The organism is Mycolicibacterium tokaiense (genome assembly GCF_010725885.1).
In the GTDB taxonomy this organism is placed as follows: Bacteria; Actinomycetota; Actinomycetes; order Mycobacteriales; family Mycobacteriaceae; genus Mycobacterium; species Mycobacterium tokaiense.
Genome location: NZ_AP022600.1, coordinates 600,650 through 619,463 on the forward strand (window position 1 = coordinate 600,650; position 18,814 = coordinate 619,463).

Consider the following 18,814-nt stretch of genomic DNA (forward strand, 5'->3'; position numbering starts at 1 on the left):
CGCATGGAGGCGCAGGACGATCCGGAGGCCCGCATCAGGGACCTGGAACGCCCGCTGTCCGACCGGGCGCGGGCGTCTGAGCTCGGGACCCAGCCACCGGGTGCCGACCCCTACCCGCCGCCGACGCAGCCGTATCCCGCGTACCAGGACCCCTACCCGCCGCCCCCGCCCATGACGGGACCCCTGCCGCCGATGCCGCCGCCGGTCGGCTACGGCCCGCCGATGCCCGCCCCCGGGCGGCGCCCGGGGGCGGGCGCCAAGGTGGCCACGCTGGTCGGGGTGGGGGTGATGCTGATCGTGGGCGCGATGATCACCGGCGGTGCCCTGTGGTTCATCAATCAGTTCAACAACGTCTCGTCGTTCGTCGACTCGTTCGACCCCACCCCGTCGGCGGCGCCGTCGATCGACATCGAGATCCCGCCGATCGTCATTCCCGATCGTCCCGACGTGGGCGCACCGGTGGCGCCGGACGTACCGGTGGGCCCCGGCGACGTGGTCTCGGTGTCCGGCGTGGGCATGGATCGGCGCCTCGAGTGCGCCGGCGGGACCGTCAGCATCAGCGGCGTCGACAATGTGGTCGAACTGACCGGGATGTGTGCCGAGGTCCGGGTTTCGGGGGTGCGCAACGAAGTCCGGGTCGCCGGGACGGGCAGCATCACCGTCTCCGGGTTCGACAACGTACTCACCTACCGCGACGGTGACCCGCAGGTCGCCGAGTCCGGCAACGGCAACTCAGTCCGTCGTATCGACTAGCCGCAGCCGCAGCGCGGCGGCGGTCGCCGGGCCGACCACTCCGTCAGCTCTCAGTCCTGTTGTGCGGCGCTGGAACTCGCGGACCGCGGCCTCGGTCTGCGGGCCGAAGATGCCGTCGATCTGCAGCTCGCCGGCGTACTGCGCGTAGGCGTTTTTGAGCCTGCGCTGCAGTTCGGCCACCTGTGGGCCCGTCGAACCGCGGAACAACAGCACGTCGGCGTACTCCCCCACGGGAACCGGGGGCCGGGGCGTCGGCGCGGGATCGACAAGCGCACCGATTCGTCGTGCGATGTCCGCGCGCAACGTGTCCATGTCGATGGCGCCGGGGTCCCACTTGCCCTGCGCGCGGCCCGCATACTCCTTGTGCCCGATCGTGCGCGACGACCCCTGGCCCAGCCGACGGTGGATGGCCGCACAACACCGCACCAGCGCGGTGTACTGCGTCTCGGGCCAGTTGTGGCGATGTGACGCCGACGGCGCCGTACCGCTGTTGGCGCACTCGATCCCGATGGTGTGCCAGTTGCCCATGTTGGTGGGCAACCAGGGGTACATCCCCACACCGGCGTGCCAGGCCACCCCGGCGGCCACCACGGTGACCACGCCGTCACGCGCGATGTGCAGGGCGGACAGCGGTCCGTCCAGACCCGGCCTGCCCCCGGCGATGGCGGCCGCAGTGGCGGTGTCGGAACCGGTGTGGTGCACCATCACCCCACGGATGTCTTTGAAGTCGCCGTGACCCCGCATGCGCCACCCGGGGTACTCCACCAGGTCAACCCCCTCGGCGCGTAGCACCTCGGCAAGCCAGGTGGGATCACCGATCCAGCGTGTCGTCGCGGCCACGCTGACCGACACTACCGACGGTCAGAAGCCGGCTCAGCCGGCGAAGTGGGACTTGTAGATCTGCCCGTGCACCCCGACCGTCCGGTCCACCACCTGCGAGACCGCGAAGTCCGCCGCCGCCGACAGGTAGGCATAGGCCGTGGCCCGGTCCATGCCCTGGTCCTGCTCCAGGAAGTCCAGCGCGTTGACCACAGCACGGCGCATCGCGATGTCCAGGTCGCTGCCCTGCTCATTGATCGACCCGTCGGGGTCGGACAAACCGATGGGCACCCAGGCGTCCGCGGTTTCGGCGAAGGGGTACCGGTAAGCCACCGACGGCGCGTCACCGGATCCGGGTTTGCACACCGTCAGCCGGTAGGTGCCGCGCAACGAGCCCTCCATGGCGGTGAGCGCCACCTCGCCGTCGCCCATCGCCATGTGGGGATCGCCGACATAGAACAGCGCGCCCTCGGCGAACACGGGGAGGTAGAACGTCGACCCCTCACCGAGCAGTTTGATGTCGATGTTGCCACCACCGAGCGTCGGAGGTATCGAATTGGCACTGGCAGCAACGGGATCGGTGTCCGGAGAGAAAGCCACGCCCATCATCCCCATGAAGGGGGTGAGCGGGAACCGCACCTGGGCGTTGCCGTAGCTCATGATGCCGTGACCGTCCTCGACGGCGGTGAAGGTCGAGACGTTGCCGTACGCGGTGGGGTCCGGGCTGGGTCGGCCGTCGGTGGCGATCGGGGGCATCACCTCGGCATCGACGATCCCCGCCGGCGCGGCGCCGCCGGACGTGCGCCCGAGCGCTCCCTTGCCGTGCCTGCTGGAGACCACCCCGTAAGGCACCCGCGGAACCGCCTCCAGCGTCTCGATTTTCAGCACATCACCGGGCGCGGCACCTTCGACGAACACCGGACCCGTGACGACGTGGGGGCCGTCCCTGTCGAAATTGCGCGGGGTCCGGGCGTAGTCGGCGGCGATGTCGATGGCGTCTTGGAGCACATCACCTTCGGCCACGCCCTGGGCTCCGAAGTACTCCACCGGATTGCGGCCCTGGTCTTCGAGAATGCCTTCGTGGGACACCGCGTCGACGGTCACGGTCTCACCGCTGCGCATCGTCATCACCGGCGCTGCATGCACATTGGGGACATACCCCCACAACACCTCATCCGGCAGCGACTGCAGGTAGTGATCTCCGCTGACGTCTCCCTGACCGGGTTGCAGGACGGTGAAACCCTCGGTCCCGCCGGCGGGGGCCGCAGGGGACGCACCGGGGCTGGAACTCCCGGACCCGCAGGCCGTCGCCACCGACGCGCCCGCTCCGACTGCCGCGACAACGCGGACGAAATCTCTCCTACCGATCCCGTGGAGCAGAGTAGTTGCTGCACTGCGGGCGAATTCGTTCATCGGACCTCCGTGTCGTCGGTCCGCCCGAAGCTACCGATGCGATGTTGCGACGGTATTGCCCCTGGGAAAACCGGCAGTTCAGCGGGTCCGAGTGGGGAAGGGGTCGTCGGCGAAGTCGATCTGGGCGCCCGGATTGCTCACCGCGGTCACCAGACCCGTGCCGAAGGCACCGTCCCGATCGAACAGGGTGGCTGCGCCCACCGCAATGCCGTCGGCAGCCCAGTGCGAATCGGCCTCCAGTCCGATCCAGTCATCCACGGGTAGCCGGGACAGCGCCACAGTGAGGTCGCCGTTGATGTAGCCCACTCCGGCGGTGCCCAGGTTGGTCACCAGGCTGGTGCCCTCGGCGGTCATCGCCGCCCGAACGAACGGTGAGCTCGGGGCGTCGTCCACCACGTCGATGGTGCGATTGAACGTGCGTTTGCGGTCGGCGTTCTGATGATCGGCGATGGCGGAAGTCCAGCCCAGCGCGTCGCTGCCGATGTTGATCCCCGGCGCCTCGTCGAGCTGCGGCGGGATGCTGAAGTGCGACGGCCGCACCCACTCCGTGCCGCGCGGCGCCTCGGCCCGGCGGTACTGCACCAGCACTGCACGCGCCACCGGGACGCCGTCCTGGGTCAGTTCACACTCGGAGTTGCGCACGCGGCGACCGTCGCGGATCAGCTCGGTCTTGGCGATGGTGGGTACCCCGCGGGCCGCTTTGAACAGGTCCACGGTCAGCCGCGCGGGGAGGAACTCGTCGAGGCCGTAGCACCCCTCCAGGACGTGCGCAGCCAGCCCCACCACAGCGGGCCCGTTGAGGTGATCCGGGCCCCAGTGACTCTGCGCGTACTCGGTGGGCTGGAAGCGGTCCTGGTCGAGACGCTGGAAGTGGAAGCGGGGCTGGCTCATTTCCGCATCGTCGCACAGCGGCCGACGGGGGGTCTCGGCGGCCGCAGCGGCAGCGGTAGAGTGCCCGGTCGTGCCACCGATCCCCGTCATCGCCGTCACGGGCTACCTGGGTGCGGGTAAGACCAGCCTGCTGAACCACGTGCTGCGGACACCGCACGCACGGATAGGTGTGGTGGTCAACGACTTCGGCGACATCAACGTCGACGCCGGGCTGGTCAGCGGCCAGGTGGACGAACCCGCGTCGATTGCGGGCGGCTGCATCTGTTGCCTACCTGACGACGGTGAACTGGATGCGGCACTGGCCCGTCTCGCCGATCCGAAGTTGCGGCTGGACGCCATCATCGTCGAGGCCAGCGGCCTGGCCGATCCGGTGTCCATCGCGCGGATGGTCGGGTTCAGTGGGGTGAGCGGGGTCCGTGACGGCGGCGTGGTGGACGTGGTGGACGCGGTGAACCATGCCGACCGGGTGGACGACGGCGGTATCCCGCCGGCCCGCTACGGCGCGGCCACCCTGGTGGTGGTCAACAAGTTGGACCTGGTCCCGGAATCGGATCGGGACGCGGTGGTCCGGCACATCGAATCCCGCGTGCGTCAACGCAACCCGCGCGCTCAGGTGGTGGGCGCCGTGGATGGGCGGATCGATCCGTCGCTGCTGTACGACGTGGCCTCGGCACAGGACGAGTCGGGCCAATTGTCCTTTCGCGATGTTCTTTTCGAGGCCGAGACGCAGACACACGACCACGTGCACGCGGATGCGGTCACCGTCACCAGCTCCGGCGACGTGGACCCCCTGGCCTTGGTGGAGCTCCTGGAGAACCCGCCGCCGGGCGTCTACCGCATGAAGGGCACCGTCGCCGTGCGACAGCGCTCGGCCCGTCGCAGACTCGACGTCAACGTCGTCGGTTCGGCGGTGCACGTCGCCCGGGCGTCCTCACGCACCCCGGCCAACTGCCTGGTGGCCATCGGTATGCATCTGGACACCCCCGCGGTGCGGGCCGCGGTGACCGCGGCCCTGCGTCCCACCACCGCACCGCCGTCGGCGGCTGCGGCCCGCCGGCTCCAGCGGCACCTGCACAGCTGACCACCACCCCGCGAGCAGACGCGAACTCGGGTGATGTGTGACCACATCACCCGAGTTCGCGTCTGCTCGGCATGGGTCAGTTGAGCCAGCACTCTCCGCGGCCGCTGTAACGGTCCATGGAGGTGCGGCGGTCCATCACGGCCGCATACTGCCGGTCGAAGGCGGGCAGCAGCGCCCGGTTCAACGACTCCAGCCGGTCCTGCCAGCTCCGCAACTCCGGCCCGCGAGCCTGGAGCTCGGCGAGCACCGCCCGTTCGTCGATGGTGGTCAGGGTGTTGTCCTGCAACACGATTCGGCCGTCCACCATCACCATGTCGATCGACGACCCGTTCTCGGAGTACACCAGGTGCAGCTCGGGGTTGTTGCGCGGGGTGAACGCCAGCGAGTTCATGTCATAGAACACCAGGTCAGCGCGCTTGCCCACCTCGATGCTGCCCACGGTGTCGCCCAGCCGTGCCGAACGGGCGCCCCCGAGGGTGCCCGCCGTCAACACCTCAGCCGCGGTGGGCCACTGCCGGTAGTCCGGGCCGGTGACCTTGTGCAGCAGGGCCGCCGCCTTGACGGCCTCGGACATCCTGGCGGTGTCGCTGCTGGACATCCCGTCGGTGCCGATGCCCAGGTTCACCCCCGCGTCGAGGTACCTGCGCCACGGCGCGATCCCGGAGCCGAGCTTGAGGTTGGAGATGGGGTTGTGCGACACCGACGCCCCCGTGTCGACCAGGACGTCGATGTCGGAGTCGGTCATCCAGATGCCGTGGGCCATGGTCACGCGCTCACTCAGTACGCCCAGGGAATGGAGGTACTCGACCATGGTCTTGCCGTAGAACTCGGCACCGGTCACCGCCTGGGTCCGGGTTTCCAGGACGTGGATGTGGAATTCGAGGTCGAACTCCGCCGCCAGCCCGTCGATTTCGGCCAGCAGCTCCGGTGAACACCGTTGCGGCGCAGAGGGTCCGACCATGAAGCGCAGCCGCCCTTGCGCGTAGTCGGCGTAGCGCTGCGCCGACGACCGGGCGTAGGACAGGTACTCGTCGTCGGCGACCACGGCCAGGGCGTCGAGTTCGCGGCGCAGACCGGGTTCCAGCGCGTCCGCCAGGAACGGGAAGTGTTCCACGAACGGCCGGTCCATCACGTGCCCGGAGACATTGGCGCGGATCCCGATGTCGCGGTAGGCCTCGAAGACCGCGGCCAATTGGTCCTCGGTCTGCCCGGGGATCTCGAGCACGTCGTCCACCAGGGTGGTCACCCCGTTGCGCAGCGATTCGATGGCCACCAACTGGGAGCGCAGCCGGATCAGGTCCGGCGCCAGCGGCGCCAGCCCCAGCACCGGGTAGCTCAGCAGCATCCAGTGCTCCAGCGGCAGGTTGTCCAGCCGCGCCCGGAACAATGCCTCCCAGGAGTGGGTGTGGGCGTTGACGTAGCCGGGCACCACCAGGCGGTCGCGGCCGTCGAGCACCGTCTCTCCGGGTTGGGCGTCGAGAGTGGCTGCGACGGCGGTGATCTCACCGTCGATGATCCGGATGGAGCGGGTGAGCGGGGTGGCCCCGGTGGCGGCGTCCATGGTCAGGACGGTTGCCCCCTGGATCAGGTAGTTCATCGGATCACCTTGTTGAGTGCGAGGTAACTCAGCGCCGCCGCGGTGCCACCGGCCAGCCAGGAAAGGTCGATGCCGCCCATCGCCGCGGCCACCGGACCCTGCAGCACGGGCAGCAGCCCGTACATGCACATCCAGGTGCAGACGATGCCGATGGCCAGCGCGATCAGAGCGGCGGGTCGCACCGCGGGCACCAGGCCGGCCTCGGCGGGGGCCACCAGCGCCTGCGGGTCGACCTGCTGACGCGCGATGACGAAGTAGTGCACCAGCACCACCGCGGCCCAGGGTGACAGCCAACCCACGATGCCGATGAGCCAGGCGTCGATGGTGGCAGCGAAGTCCCCGTTGAGGACGAACACCACCACCACCCCCATCGCCACCACACCGATGATGATGTTGAGCACCCGCCGGTCGATGCGGATGTCGAGGGCCTGGGTGGACACCGTGCAGGTGTAGATGTTGAGGATGTTGGTGGCCAGCGGGCCATGCACCACCAGCAGCAGCACCGGGATCGCCAGCACCCCGTAGGCGTCGACGATGATCTCGCCGGGATCGGTCGACGAGCTCAAGGTGGCCAGCGTGGCGCCCAGCGCCCCGAGCCAGACCACCGGGATGAACTGTCCCAACGCGCTGGCCAGGAACAGTTTGCGCGACGAGACCGAGGTGGAGACGAACCGGGAGTAGTCACCCGCGTAGCCCAACCAGGTGATGCCCCAACCGATTCCGATCGCGGTCATGACACCGGTCACGGCAGCGAGGTGCTCGCCGGTGGTCAGGGCCGGGTCACCGGTGTACCCCCACTGGACGTCGAGGCCGAACCAGGCCACCAGCGTCATCGCCACCAACACCAGGACGGTCGGGGGCACGGTCCAGCGTTCGAAGGCCGAGATCACCCGGTAGCCGAACCAGGCGATGACCACCTGGATCACCATGATGATCGCCGCCACCGCGATACGCGGCGCCGCCGAACTGTTCTCGGGGTCCACCAGGCCGATGCGCCCCAGCAGCGCCATCACCAGGTCCAGGACGATCCAGGTGTTGACCGCGCACCAGCCCATGCACACGATCGACTGGACCGCGGCGGGGACGTAGGCGCCGCGGCGGCCGAAGACCGCGCGCGAGAGCACCATGCCGGTGACACCGGTACGTTGCCCGATGACCACGAAGATGCCGAACAGCGACATGCCGATGGCGTTGCCCACCGCCAGCACCGCGATGGTCTCGAACAGGCCGAGACCCATCGACACCCCGAGCGCGCCCAGCACCCAGTTGATCGGCGCGATGTTGGCGCCCGCCCAGATCCAGAACTGGCCGCGCACATCGGTGGTGCGCATGGATTCGGGGATGACGGCGAGTTCGGATTCGAGATGGTCGGCGTCGGGTGTCGATGTACCCGCGGAGACAGCTGACATAGAGGTTCCTGTTCCATCGAGGTGGAGGGAGACGGGCCGCGACGCTGCGTTGACTCCATCCTCTGGGCATCCAACTCCAGAAGGTGATAGACATTCTGTCCATAGATTCTGTTGTTGTGTATAGCTTTGGTCGAGGTGTCGGATGCTGCCCCCACAGTCCACACTGACTTTGCGCGATGTGCTCGACGACCCGGCCCTCTTCGCGGCACGGCCGCAGGTGCTGGCCGGATGGGACCGGCTGGACACCGAGATCCGCTGGGTGCACACCAGCGAGGTGCTCGACATCGCGGAGTTGCTCAGCGGCGGCGAGTTACTGCTGGTCGCGGGGGTCATCCTCGGTGACTCGACGGCCGCGCAGTTACGCGCCTACGTCGACTCGCTGGCCGACGCCGGGGCCGCCGGACTGGCGGTGGAGCGTCCCCGCGTGGGCACCATCCCGGCCGCGCTGGTGGAACGGGCCGGTGCGCGGGTGTTCCCGCTGATCGAACTCACCGAGGTGGTGCGCTTCGTCGAGGTCACCCGCGCCGTCAACAGCCGTCTGGTGAACGAGTCGGTGCGCGCGCTGCATTTCAACGACGAGGTGACGCATCTGCTGGCCGGGGTGCTGGCCGCACAGGGCGATCTCGATGACATGGTGGCGGCGTTGCGTGATCTCAGCGGGTGCTCCCTGGTGGTGCGCTCAGCCTCCGGCGCGGTGCTGGCTTCGGCGGAGGTCGACGGTGCACGCCCGCGCGGGTACGCACACGTGGCCGCCATCGAGTCCGCCGGCGTCACGATCGCCACCCTCGAGGTGCTGCCCCGCGCGGGCGTGGATCTGCAGATGGTGACCGCTGTGTGCCGGCGGGCGCCGGAATCGCTGGCGCTGGCCCTGCTGCGATGGCGTCCCCTCACCCGCTCGGATCAGCACCTGCGCGAGGTGTTCCGGCTGCTCATGCTCGCCGAGGACACCTCCCGCCCACCGGCGTTGCGCGCCGACACCCAGGCGGCGTTGCGGCGCGCGACCGGCGAGCTGGGATTCGCGCCGGGCGGGTGGTACGTAGCGGTGGTGGCGCTGTCCGTCGACGGGCCGTTGCAGGTGGCCGAACTGGCGGCCGCCCTGCACCGCGACGACCGGCCGGTGCTCTCGGAGATCCGCGACGGCAGACACCGCTCGATCGTGCGGTTCGACGGCCGCCGCGAGGCGGGCACACTCGCCGACGAACTGGTGGCCCAGCTGTATTCGTCACCGTTGCCCCGCGCCCTGCGTATCGGCGTCGCCGAACCCACCCGGGAACTGCCGGCGCTGGCGGAGGCCATGTCCGTCGCGGCGACGGCCGCCCATCTGGCCACCGAGACGGAGTTCGTGGGGTTGGCCCGGGACGTGGCCATCGATCACCTGCTCACGCAGCTCGATGCCAGCGCCGTCGACCGCTTCCTGCAGGCCGTGCTCGGCCCCCTGCTCACCACCGAACGCTCGACCGAGCTGGTCGCGACGCTGGCGATGCTGTTCCGTACGGGCTCCCGGGTGGCGGCGGCCAAGGAGCTCAACATCCATCGGCAGACCATGTACCAGCGACTGCACCGCATCGAGACGCTGCTCGGCCGTTCGATTCACGACGCCTCCGGATCCACCGGCGCGTTGGCGGTGGCCGTCGAGCTGGCCACGGTGCGCCGCCGTCTGGGTTGAATGACATCAATGTTATTCACAGAATTTGCTGACGAGGCCACAGTGACGCCTGTGCAAATTTGACGAAACTGATGCGATTGTGTGACCCGTTAGGTACCGTATCGCCCGTCAGCAAACAATCGAAAGGAGGCCGGCATGTTCGGCAGGATCATCTTCACCGCAGGTGTGGCCGCCGCCGGCCTGGCCTTGGGGACGGCAGCACCGGCTCTGGCCGACGAGAACGACGACATCTTCATCAGCGTGATCGACGACGAGGCCATCCCGTATTCGTCGGCCGAGAACGCCATCGGCCTCGCCAAGGCCGTCTGCGAGTACGCCGCCGCAGGACAGGCGCCCGAGCAGATCGCCGTGGAGATCAGCGGACCCGCGAACTGGACCATCGAGCAAAGCGGCTTCTTCGTCGGTGCGGCCACCCAGGTGTACTGCCCCTCCTGATTTACCCCAACCCATTCCAGCACCCGCGGGACGTTTGCCGAAAAACGAAACTCGCGGGTGTTGTGCATTCATAGTCAGTTGTCTGCGGGAGGGCGCTTCAGCAGCACGGGTGCAGAACATCACCGGCCGTGACGAGCTCACTCCCCGTGTTGGTCGTAGTGCTTGACCAGACCCGCCGACTCGGCGGCGTCGATTTCGCGTTCCCACCCGACCCATACCGCGGCGATGACCGTGACGGCCGTGGTGAACCCGAGAACGGCGGAGACGGTGGCCATGGACCACTGGTCGGTGACCGCGGCAGCGCCGAGCAGGATCACGACGAACACGGAGGCGAGCGCGAACCGGCGGACGGTCGCCGGATGCCGTTGCGCAATGGTCGACGCGGCACCAGCGCTGCGGACCTCGATCAGGTGAGACATGACTCCACTGTCGCGATCATTGCTAAGGAAGCGGCCAGAGACCGCTATGAGAACGAACTGAGTTCAGGGGCCGCATCGATCACACATCCAGGACCAGCCGCGCTCCAACGGTTTTCGCACGCGACACACAGACCAGCATCTGCCCGTCGCGGCGCTGCTGTTCGGTGAGCAGGCTGTCGCGGTGGTCGACGTCGCCGTCGAGCACCCGCTGCACACAACTGCCGCAGAACCCCTGCTGGCAGGAGTAACCGACATTGGGTCTGACGTCCCGCAGCGCTGCGAGCGCGGTCCGGTCGGAGGGCACCGGGACCACCTCGCCGTCACCGAGTTGCATCTCGAACGGCGCGCCGTCGACCACGGGCAGCGGGGAGAAACGCTCGACGTGCACTTCGACCCCCGCATCCACCGGGATCGCCGCCCGCACCAGATCGGTCATCGCGGGCGGGCCGCAGACATACACGGCGGTGCGCACATCCACCTCCCCCAGTAGGTCAGCGGCGGTGGGGAGGCCGAATTCGTCGTCGGTGCGAACCCGGACTCGGTCACCGTAACCGGAGAGTTCGTCCAGGAACGGCAGACTGTCGCGGCTGCGGCCGGTGTAGCACAGCGACCACGGCACCCCTCGCCGCTGCGCCAGCCGCACCATGGGCAGAATCGGCGTGATCCCGATTCCACCCGCAATGAAGCGCAATGTCTCTGCGCGCGAGGAGGTTCCGGGAATCGGCATCATGAACGCATTGCGCGGTTCACTGATCTCCACCGCATCGCCGACCGCCAGAGCGTGCGCCTCGCCCGACCCGCCGTCGCGCCCGATGAGCCGAACCGCGATCCGATACTCCCCGCTACGTTCCGGATCCCCACACAGCGAATACTGGCGGGTGCGTCCCGACGGCAGATGCAGGTCGATGTGTGCGCCCGGGTGCCAGCGCACCAGCGGCGCCCCGTCGGGCGCCGTCAAGGTCAACTCGACGACGTCCTGATCACGCGCCACCTGGCGCGCTGCGGCCACCCTCACCTGCCTGCGGTTGACGGCGGCCGGGAGATCCGGCAGGTCGGCGCTGCCACCCAACCGGGTGACCACCGAAACAAAGTGCGGCACAGCCATTCCCGCAATCCGGATCAACAGATCGGGACGCTGCGACCGGTAGAGCCCCGGCGGTGGTTCACCGGCATACGGCCTGAGAAGACGCTGCAGCAGTTGCCTGCGGTCAGCCATGGACCGCGCGGGCCGCCGGCGAGGTGGCCAGATAGGCGACCGCCTGCGCCGTATCGCCTTCATCGACAGGGTTGTAACTGGGTTTGAAGAGCCGCCCGGCCGCGCGCGCGATCATGCCGCCGGTCGGAATGGCGCCCCGTTTGCCGGAGGCGCGCAGCTTCCACAACAGTCGCGGGTACCCGAGGTTGGGCAGATCAGGATCGGCGTGCACCAGGAACTTGGTGCCGCGCAAGACGATTCCCACCAGAGCAAAACTGACGATGACCCCGGACAGGGCCTGGGCCAGGTAATCCATGTTGAAATACTTGGCGACGTTGTACGACACGTGCCGGTGCTCGACCTCCTCGGCGCCGTGCCAGCGGTAGAGGTCGGCCAATGTGGGGTTGGCGCCCATCTCATCCCAGGAGTTGTTCAACGCCCAGTGGCCGAGCACACCCGTGAAGTGCTCGGCCGCACACAGCGCATGGGTTCCCGAGGCCAGCGCTTTACGCCGATGCCGTTGCGGGACCTTGGCCATCTGCAGGTCGTACTGCCCGGCCACCCATTCGAGCTGGGCCAGGAACCGGGCGGGGTCGATTCCGTGCCGCTGCAGGTAGTCCACCAGCACGCGGTCATGGGTCTGCGCGTGAACCGCTTCCTGGCCGACAAAGCCGACGATCTCTTCACGCAGGTGATCTGCCCGCACGTACTCCAGTGCGTCGGAGAGCAGAGCGCTGAACCACCGCTCGGCGGCGGGCAGGAAGAGATTCAACGCGGTGACGGCGTGCGAACCGTAGGGATCACCGGGGATCCAGTGCAGCGGCGCGTCGTCGAGGTCGAACCGGACATTTCGGGGTCGCAACGCCACTTCTTCGGGAGCTACGCGGTCGGCCGGATCCATCGGCGGATCGGCTCCTTCCTCTTGGCTACACGTCACCTGAACAGAACGTCGCCAAGGCATACCCGCTTCGCCGCGGTCCAACAGTGTTTCCCGGGGCCACCGTACGCCGGGAGCGCACAACTATGTTGCTCCGGGGCGGTGACGCACGTGTGACGGTGTCTCCACCAGCTCTCCGCCCAATCTCCACACAACCTCCAAGCCCAGACCCGGGCCGCCGACGACGCTTGGTCACATGAACGATGACACCGCCACCTTGCCCTTCGGCTACCGCGTACTCGGCCCGGTTTCCGCCCCCGTCGGCACCATCCTGATCACCCCGTCGACACCACGATCACGCAGGTGGAGTCAGCTGCTGCGCACGTGGGCAGTCCGCCGCCGGCACCCGGCGCCGCGTCGGCGGCCGGACTTCTTCGAGGCCTCCGCGATGGCCAGGGAGATGCACCGGCTCTGAGTCGGCGGGTTCAGCGCGGCGGCGGCGGGCCCATTCGTTCGCCCAGACTGTCGTAGATGGGTGGGGTGCCGGTCAGCGAGGACACCAGCACCGCCGCCGCCGTCGCCGCCAGCATCGGTACCGCCACCGACGTGGTGGCCGTCATCTCGATCACCACCACGATCCCGGTCAACGGCGCGCGCACGGTGGCGCCGAAGAAGGCCGCCATCCCCACCAAGGCCATCGGGATGGCCAACGCCGTCACCTCACCACCCCACACGGCATCCAGACCCCCGATGAACAGCAGTCCCCACAATGCCCCCAGTGCCAACAGCGGCGCGAACAGCCCACCGGGCACCGCGGCGGCATACGACAGCGGGCCCGCCAGGAACCGCACCAGCAGCAGCCCGATGATGACGGGCATCGCCACCTGCTGGCCGCTGAGGATCATCTGCGTCAGCGGGTCTCCGCCGCCGACCGACAGCGGGTAGATGATGATGGCCAGCCCGATGACGGCGCCGATGATCGCCGCCTTGGCCACCACCGGCGGGCGCGGCAGCCGGGCGATGCGGTCGAGGAACCAGATGACGTTGCGGTTGTAGGCCGCGCCCAGCAGGCCGGTCAACAGGCCGAACACGATGAACAGCGGCAGCCAGGCCAGATCCGGGGCGGGAATGGCCGCGACGTCGAAATCGGGGTTGTTGCCCAGCATCCACCGCATGCAGCTGACGGCGGTGGCCGCGGCGAACAACGTCGCCAACACGGCCTCCAAGCGGAAGGACTTGGTGACCTCCTCGAGTGCGAAGAGCGTGCCGGCGATCGGTGCGTTGAACGCGACGGCCAGTCCTGCGCCGCCGACCGCCGTCTGCATCAGCCGGATGTCGGCATCGGGCAACCGGGCCTGCCGCGCGGACTCCGCGCCGATCACCGCGCCCATGTGGACCGTGGGGCCCTCGCGCCCCAAGACCAGTCCCGAGCCGATGGAGAGCACTCCCCCGATGAACCTGGCGGGCAGCACCAACAACGTCGGCGCTCCGACGTCGCCCCGGTAGACGGCTTCGACGTGCGGGATGCCGCTGCCCGACGCCAAGGGCACCCACCGCACGATCAGCGCCGCCAGGGCTGCGCCGGCAGCAGCCACCGCCACGGGTACCAGCCAACCCGGTCCCGGCGCCGCATGCGACCATTCGACCAGCTCACCACGGAGCCGGTCGGCGGTCATCAGACACCAGCGGAAGGCCCCGCCGATGAAGCCGATGAGAGCGCCTGCCACCACTGCAGTCAGGTACAGCAACGCCGTCCGGGTGTGGGGCCGCTTCATTCGGGCACAGCGGGTCAGGCTCCCCCGGTGCCGGTGCCGGCCCACGAGGTCGACGCGTCGTCAGCGACCGCGATGACGGCGTCACCGACGTTGACCGTCACCACGTGGTCCACGAACGGGATCTGCAACAGTCCGTGGAAATCGTCGGTCCGGACGAAGGTGTGCGCTCGGGCGAACAACGGCTGTACATCGAACACCCGCACCTGCAGTTGCTCGCGGCGCAGGATGCCGAGCTCGCGCCCCGATTCCGGGTCGGTGATCACCTGGCCGTCTCCGCACTGGACCGTGAACACCATGCCCGGCAGCACTCCCGCCTCGGCCCCGCGGTTGATCACCAGGGTGTGGTCGTCCTCGATGAAGGCGACCTGTCCCGACAGCGGCGCCGCGGTCACGAAGCCGCCATGGAATTACTCTCCCGCAGAAGCGATTTCGACACCGAACCGACTCTGATGCGGGGGCGTGCGGTCTGCTCGTCGCCGGGCAGGTCGATGGCACCGGCGCCGTCCTGTTCGGTGCCCAGGGTCAGCTCGACAGCGGTCTTGGCCTGGAAAAGAGCGATGACGGCCTGCTGATGACGATCGGTGCCGAAGGAGGTCAAGGCCACAGCGAGCTTCTTGTCGACGTACTCGACCGAGCGGTGTAGCTCCGAGGTGGGCACGCTCGGGCGGTCACCGGACTCACTGCGGGGTCCGCTGTGCCAGCGTTGCCCTAGTGCACCGAGCACCAGCGCGCTGAGCGGGACCACCACCACGGTGCAGATCAGGCTCAGCGTGCCGGTGCCTGTGAGGGCGCCGGCGAGCCCGAACAACAGCGCCAGTAGCGCCGCACCGAAGAGCTGCAGCGACGCCGGGACCGCTTCGATCGCGCGCCAGGCCCCGGTGACGATCCGCCCGACGAAGCGCGCGGACGCCGCCAGTGCGGTCCCGATACCCGCCAACGCGATGCGGGCAGCACGGCCGGCCTGGTCGACGCGGTGCGCCGGGGGTGATGGCATTTTCCACACCCGTTGCGCAGTGACCGTCTCAGCGGTGGGGCTCGTCGGCGCTCCGGAGACGTCCGCCGCAGGGATGGAGTCCTCAGTAGTCACACTGGTCACATCGGCCACATCGGTATCTTCTCGCGGTGGCGCCCCGATGTCTGCCTGACGCGCCGGGACGGCGGGCGTCTTTCCTGAGGCTTACGCCGCGGCTGACCCGCTGTCGGAGGACGAGGACGCCTTCGTTCCGGTGTCCTTCTTGTCCTTGTCCTTGTCCTTGTCCTTGTCGGTGGAGTCCGTGCGGTTGTCGGCATCCGCCTTGTCGGCCTTGGTGTCCTTGTCGTCCTTGGTGTCCTTCGAGCCGGACGTCGACGTGGTGTCGTCGGAGACGTCGGAGTCGGCGGTCTCGTTGTCCTGGGCGTCCTTCGAGGCGCCGGACTTGCCGTGGTGGCCGAGGATCTTGCCGAACTCATCCACGGCCGAGCGCAGCCCGTCCACCAGATCCTGTCCCGGGTTCCACTGCGTGGCGCGGGGGGTGGTGTCCTCGTCGGCGGCATCGTCGTCGACGACGACGACGGGCTCCGTCTCCGGCGGAGTCGACACCGGGTCCTCGACCGCAGTCGACGTGCCGGGCTCCTCGGCAGCGGTCGTCGGCTGTGTGGTGAGCAGTTGCGCGCTGGACGCGGGGATCTCGTCCACCGCGGCGAGCGTGCTGCGGCTTTCCTGATCTCCGCCCAGCGGGTTGCCGGTGCCGTCCCAGCCGATGGCCTTGGCGATGATCTTGTTCATCTCGATCAGTGATCCGATGAACCCGGGCCCCTGTCCGGTCGCGAGGTTGATCCGGATGAGCGGCAGGCCCAGGATGTCGCGCTCATAGTCCAGGTCCAGAGCGTTGAAGATGGACCCGCCCGGGCTGAGCAGACCGCCGAAGGCGATACCCACCTTGGTGCCTTCGGGGAACGACACTCCGAACGACGGGCCCAACGCCTCGACCAGCGGGGTGACGTCGACGTGCACGTTCCCGTTGAGGAAGGCGTCGACCATCTGGGCCGGCGTGTTGACGACGGTGTTCAGCGCCCGCACTGCGTCCGGGTTCGCCGCAGCCAGGTCAGCGATGATCGACTGCAGGTTGGCCGCCAGCACCGCGATGGGTCCGGCGACAGGTCCCGCGAGCCCCAAGACCACACCCGACAGCGGGGACGCCGAGAAGTCGAGCAGCATCTGACCGGTCGGCGAGATCTGGAACAGCAGGTCGACCCCGGGGATCGAGGTGATGATCGGCAGCGCGTTGTAGAGGAACGCGTGCTGAGCGTCCAGCGTGTCGGTCGACGGCGAGCCCGGCGCCGTGGCCCCGCGGGCGACATTCGTGGCGATCTGCTCGAGGATGCCCACAACGTCGGGGAGCTCGCCGAGGTAGCGGATCTGGTTGGCGATGCTCTGCTGCGTGATCGGGAACGGTGGATCAAAAGCCGAGGTGGCCAGGTTGCCGGCGTTGAGACCAGCCTTGTCGAAGATCTCCAGCCAGTCCGAATCGGCGGACAAGGCGACGGCCGGCTCCACGGTGTCCTGCAGCGGAGGCTTGATGGGGGTGGCCGCCATGACGCCCGCGCTCACGATCGCCACACCCGTGACCGCCAACGAACCCACGCTCGCGTGCATCCCGACTCCCTCGTCCGCCCGCGCACCCTCTGCCCAGAACCGTACTGAGTATCCCGCACATTGCGAAGGAGTTTGCACTGACGGCCGCCCGGCACGCCGTCGTTACCGCTCTGTGATCAGGTGCGGCGCTGCTTCGTGTGGCCGGCCGAGCCGGCACGCGCACCCGGATCTGCCGCCGTGACCTCCTGGACCGGCGATCCCCCGTCGGCCCCGGCAACGCCGGGCGCCCGCGTCGGATCGCCTCCGGAGGGTTGTGCGCCGGCCTCGAGTTCACGCTGGCGCGCCTCGAGCAGTTCGAGCACGGGGACGCGCGCGGCATGGCCGGCTTCGTGCACCATCACCGCTTCCAGTTGTTCGGCGTCGAGCGAGCGGATCCGGTGCCGCAGATCGCCGAGTGCCATCTGGTCGTAGTCGGGCAATGGCAGTTCGTCATGGTTTTTGGACATGTGCACCTTCCTCTTTCGGGCTTGCTGTGGCATTCGCCGCCGTGCGTAACGGGGCTCGGACGTCGTGAACCGGTTCGTCGGGGTCCCAGTTGGAGTAGGTGTAGCGCTGTTCCGGTCGGTCCGCGGCCCCCAGCATGAACGCCCGGTGGTAGCGGCCGGGCCGGGCGATGTAGGCCAACCAGGTGGAGATCGTGCTGACGCGGTTCTTCACACCGGTGAGGAAGGCGATGTGGATCAGCCCCCACGCGAGCCATCCGAGCCCGCCGGCGACCCGCAGCGGGCCGAGTTGCAGGAGCGCGTTGCGGTGACTGATGTAGGCCGCCGATCCCAGATCGTGGTAGCGGTAGCGGCGTCGTGGGCGGCCGGCCAGGTCGCGGCGGATGCACCGGGCGGCGTGCAACCCACCCTGCATGGCGTTCTCCGCGACCCCGGGCAGGTTGTCACGTCCGGCGAGATCGCCGATGACGAACACCTCCGGGTGGCCCGCGACCGAGAGGTCGGGTTCCACCTCGATGCGGCCGGACCGGTCGGTGGCGGCGCCGAGCACGTCGGCGACGTGGCGGGCGAAGGGCACCGCCTCGACGCCGGCCGTCCACAGCACCGTACGGGTGGAGAACTCGACGGACGGGTCGCCGTTCTTCGGGGTGACAGTGGCGCCGTCGCGGCGCACGTCGGTGACGTGCACGCCGAGATGCATCTCCACACCCAGCTCCCGGAGCGAGGCGGTGGCCTTCTCCGACAGTTCGGGCGCGAAGCTCTTGAGCACCCGTTGCCCGCCGTCGAACAGCAGCACTCGGGCCTCACCCGGGTCGATGTGGTGGAACTCGTTGGCCAGCGTGCGCGTCGCCATCTCCCGGATCTGACCCGCCAATTCGACACCGGTGGGCCCGCCGCCCGCGACGGCGAAGGTGAGCCAGCTCGCCCGCTCCGGACCGGGCGGCAGGGTTTCGGCGATCTCGAAGGCGATCAGCACCCGCTGCCGGATCTCCAGGGCATCGTCCAGGGTCTTCATGCCCGGCGCCCACTCCGCGAACCGCTCGTTGCCCAGGTAGGACTGCTGCATTCCGACGGCCAGCACCACCACGTCGTAGTCGATGGTGAACGTGGTCTCGTCGGGCCGCAACGCAGTGACGGTGCGGCGGTCGGGGTCGAGCTCGATGGCCTCGCCGAGCAGCGCACGCACATTGGCGCGCCCGGAGAATTCCTCCCGCAGCGGCCGGCTGATGTGCCCGATGCTCAGCTTGCCGGTGGCGCACTGGTACAGCAGGGGTTGGAACAGGTGGCTGGCGGCCCGATCCAGCAGGGTGATCTCGACGTCGGCACGCGCCAGGCGGCGGGCGCAGAACAGCCCGCCGAACCCGCCGCCGATGATCAACACCCTGGGCCGTTTCGGGATCGTCATT

19 protein-coding genes are annotated in these 18,814 nt (G+C 68.7%); 5 read left to right on the plus strand and 14 right to left on the minus strand.

The window, feature by feature from the left end:
- Positions 1–3 precede the first annotated feature (3 nt).
- A complete protein-coding gene (locus G6N58_RS02890; protein WP_115279799.1) occupies positions 4–753 on the plus strand; it encodes a DUF3060 domain-containing protein in 750 nt (249 codons plus the stop codon).
- On the opposite strand, the gene G6N58_RS02895 is transcribed toward G6N58_RS02890, so the two are convergent.
- From G6N58_RS02895 to G6N58_RS02905, 3 genes are all read right to left on the minus strand, one after another.
- On the minus strand, positions 733–1,593 hold the full coding sequence (locus tag G6N58_RS02895; RefSeq protein WP_115281854.1) for a peptidoglycan recognition protein family protein: 861 nt from the start codon (positions 1,591–1,593) through the stop codon (positions 733–735). The genes G6N58_RS02890 and G6N58_RS02895 overlap by 21 nt on opposite strands.
- A 33-nt stretch (positions 1,594–1,626) precedes the next feature.
- Entirely contained in the window at positions 1,627–2,985 is a 1,359-nt protein-coding gene (locus G6N58_RS02900) for an acetamidase/formamidase family protein (protein ID WP_115279798.1), read from the minus strand.
- A gap of 78 nt (positions 2,986–3,063) precedes the next feature.
- On the minus strand, positions 3,064–3,876 hold the full coding sequence (locus G6N58_RS02905) for an acyl-CoA thioesterase domain-containing protein (RefSeq protein WP_115279797.1): 813 nt from the start codon (positions 3,874–3,876) through the stop codon (positions 3,064–3,066).
- Positions 3,877–3,946: 70 nt separating this feature from the next.
- Between G6N58_RS02905 and G6N58_RS02910 the strand changes: the two genes are divergently transcribed.
- Positions 3,947–4,957, plus strand: a complete 1,011-nt coding sequence (locus G6N58_RS02910) for a CobW family GTP-binding protein (protein WP_115281853.1) — start codon at positions 3,947–3,949, stop codon at positions 4,955–4,957.
- A 76-nt stretch (positions 4,958–5,033) separates the two neighbouring features.
- Here G6N58_RS02910 and G6N58_RS02915 read toward each other — a convergent pair whose 3' ends face one another.
- Positions 5,034–6,554, minus strand: coding sequence for an amidohydrolase family protein (locus G6N58_RS02915; protein ID WP_115279796.1), 1,521 nt, complete (start codon positions 6,552–6,554; stop codon positions 5,034–5,036).
- Positions 6,551–7,963, minus strand: a complete 1,413-nt coding sequence (locus tag G6N58_RS02920) for a cytosine permease (RefSeq protein WP_115279795.1) — start codon at positions 7,961–7,963, stop codon at positions 6,551–6,553. The genes G6N58_RS02915 and G6N58_RS02920 overlap by 4 nt, the downstream gene beginning before the upstream one ends.
- Before the next feature lie 142 nt (positions 7,964–8,105).
- Here G6N58_RS02920 and G6N58_RS02925 point away from each other — a divergent pair, with 142 nt between their 5' ends.
- Both G6N58_RS02925 and G6N58_RS02930 read left to right on the plus strand, forming a co-directional pair.
- Entirely contained in the window at positions 8,106–9,629 is a 1,524-nt protein-coding gene (locus G6N58_RS02925; RefSeq protein ID WP_115279794.1) for a helix-turn-helix domain-containing protein, read from the plus strand.
- Between the two features lie 135 nt (positions 9,630–9,764).
- Positions 9,765–10,064, plus strand: coding sequence for a DUF732 domain-containing protein (locus tag G6N58_RS02930; RefSeq protein ID WP_115279793.1), 300 nt, complete (start codon positions 9,765–9,767; stop codon positions 10,062–10,064).
- Positions 10,065–10,201: 137 nt separating this feature from the next.
- On the opposite strand, the gene G6N58_RS02935 is transcribed toward G6N58_RS02930, so the two are convergent.
- The 3 genes from G6N58_RS02935 to G6N58_RS02945 all read right to left on the minus strand — a co-directional run bounded on the left by G6N58_RS02935 (position 10,202) and on the right by G6N58_RS02945 (position 12,579).
- The gene (locus G6N58_RS02935; RefSeq protein ID WP_115279792.1) at positions 10,202–10,483 is read right to left on the minus strand and encodes a hypothetical protein; all 282 of its coding nucleotides are present in this window, start codon (positions 10,481–10,483) and stop codon (positions 10,202–10,204) included.
- Positions 10,484–10,562: 79 nt separating this feature from the next.
- The gene (locus G6N58_RS02940) at positions 10,563–11,699 is read right to left on the minus strand and encodes a PDR/VanB family oxidoreductase (protein WP_232067705.1); all 1,137 of its coding nucleotides are present in this window, start codon (positions 11,697–11,699) and stop codon (positions 10,563–10,565) included.
- Positions 11,692–12,579: a metal-dependent hydrolase gene (locus G6N58_RS02945; protein ID WP_115279791.1), complete on the minus strand. Its 888-nt coding sequence runs from the start codon at positions 12,577–12,579 to the stop codon at positions 11,692–11,694. Before G6N58_RS02945 ends, G6N58_RS02940 begins: the two co-directional genes overlap by 8 nt.
- Before the next feature lie 232 nt (positions 12,580–12,811).
- On the opposite strand from G6N58_RS02945, the gene G6N58_RS02950 reads away from it, so the two are divergent.
- A complete protein-coding gene (locus G6N58_RS02950) occupies positions 12,812–13,030 on the plus strand; it encodes a hypothetical protein (RefSeq protein ID WP_115279790.1) in 219 nt (72 codons plus the stop codon).
- 10 nt (positions 13,031–13,040) lie between these two features.
- Here G6N58_RS02950 and G6N58_RS02955 read toward each other — a convergent pair whose 3' ends face one another.
- From G6N58_RS02955 to G6N58_RS02980, 6 genes are all read right to left on the minus strand, one after another.
- Positions 13,041–14,330 carry a chloride channel protein gene (locus G6N58_RS02955; RefSeq protein ID WP_115279789.1) on the minus strand — a complete coding sequence of 430 codons (1,290 nt, stop codon included), beginning with the start codon at positions 14,328–14,330 and terminating at the stop codon, positions 13,041–13,043.
- 14 nt (positions 14,331–14,344) lie between these two features.
- Complete coding sequence (locus tag G6N58_RS02960; RefSeq protein WP_115279788.1) at positions 14,345–14,722, minus strand: hypothetical protein; 378 nt, start codon at positions 14,720–14,722, stop codon at positions 14,345–14,347.
- Positions 14,719–15,324: a hypothetical protein gene (locus G6N58_RS02965; protein WP_232067706.1), complete on the minus strand. Its 606-nt coding sequence runs from the start codon at positions 15,322–15,324 to the stop codon at positions 14,719–14,721. Before G6N58_RS02965 ends, G6N58_RS02960 begins: the two co-directional genes overlap by 4 nt.
- A gap of 183 nt (positions 15,325–15,507) precedes the next feature.
- Positions 15,508–16,965, minus strand: coding sequence for a hypothetical protein (locus tag G6N58_RS02970; RefSeq protein WP_115279786.1), 1,458 nt, complete (start codon positions 16,963–16,965; stop codon positions 15,508–15,510).
- A gap of 116 nt (positions 16,966–17,081) precedes the next feature.
- Complete coding sequence (locus G6N58_RS02975; protein ID WP_115279785.1) at positions 17,082–17,411, minus strand: DUF8129 domain-containing protein; 330 nt, start codon at positions 17,409–17,411, stop codon at positions 17,082–17,084.
- The gene (locus tag G6N58_RS02980; RefSeq protein ID WP_115279784.1) at positions 17,395–18,813 is read right to left on the minus strand and encodes an NAD(P)/FAD-dependent oxidoreductase; all 1,419 of its coding nucleotides are present in this window, start codon (positions 18,811–18,813) and stop codon (positions 17,395–17,397) included. The genes G6N58_RS02975 and G6N58_RS02980 overlap by 17 nt, the downstream gene beginning before the upstream one ends.
- Between the last annotated feature and the right edge of the window lies 1 nt (position 18,814).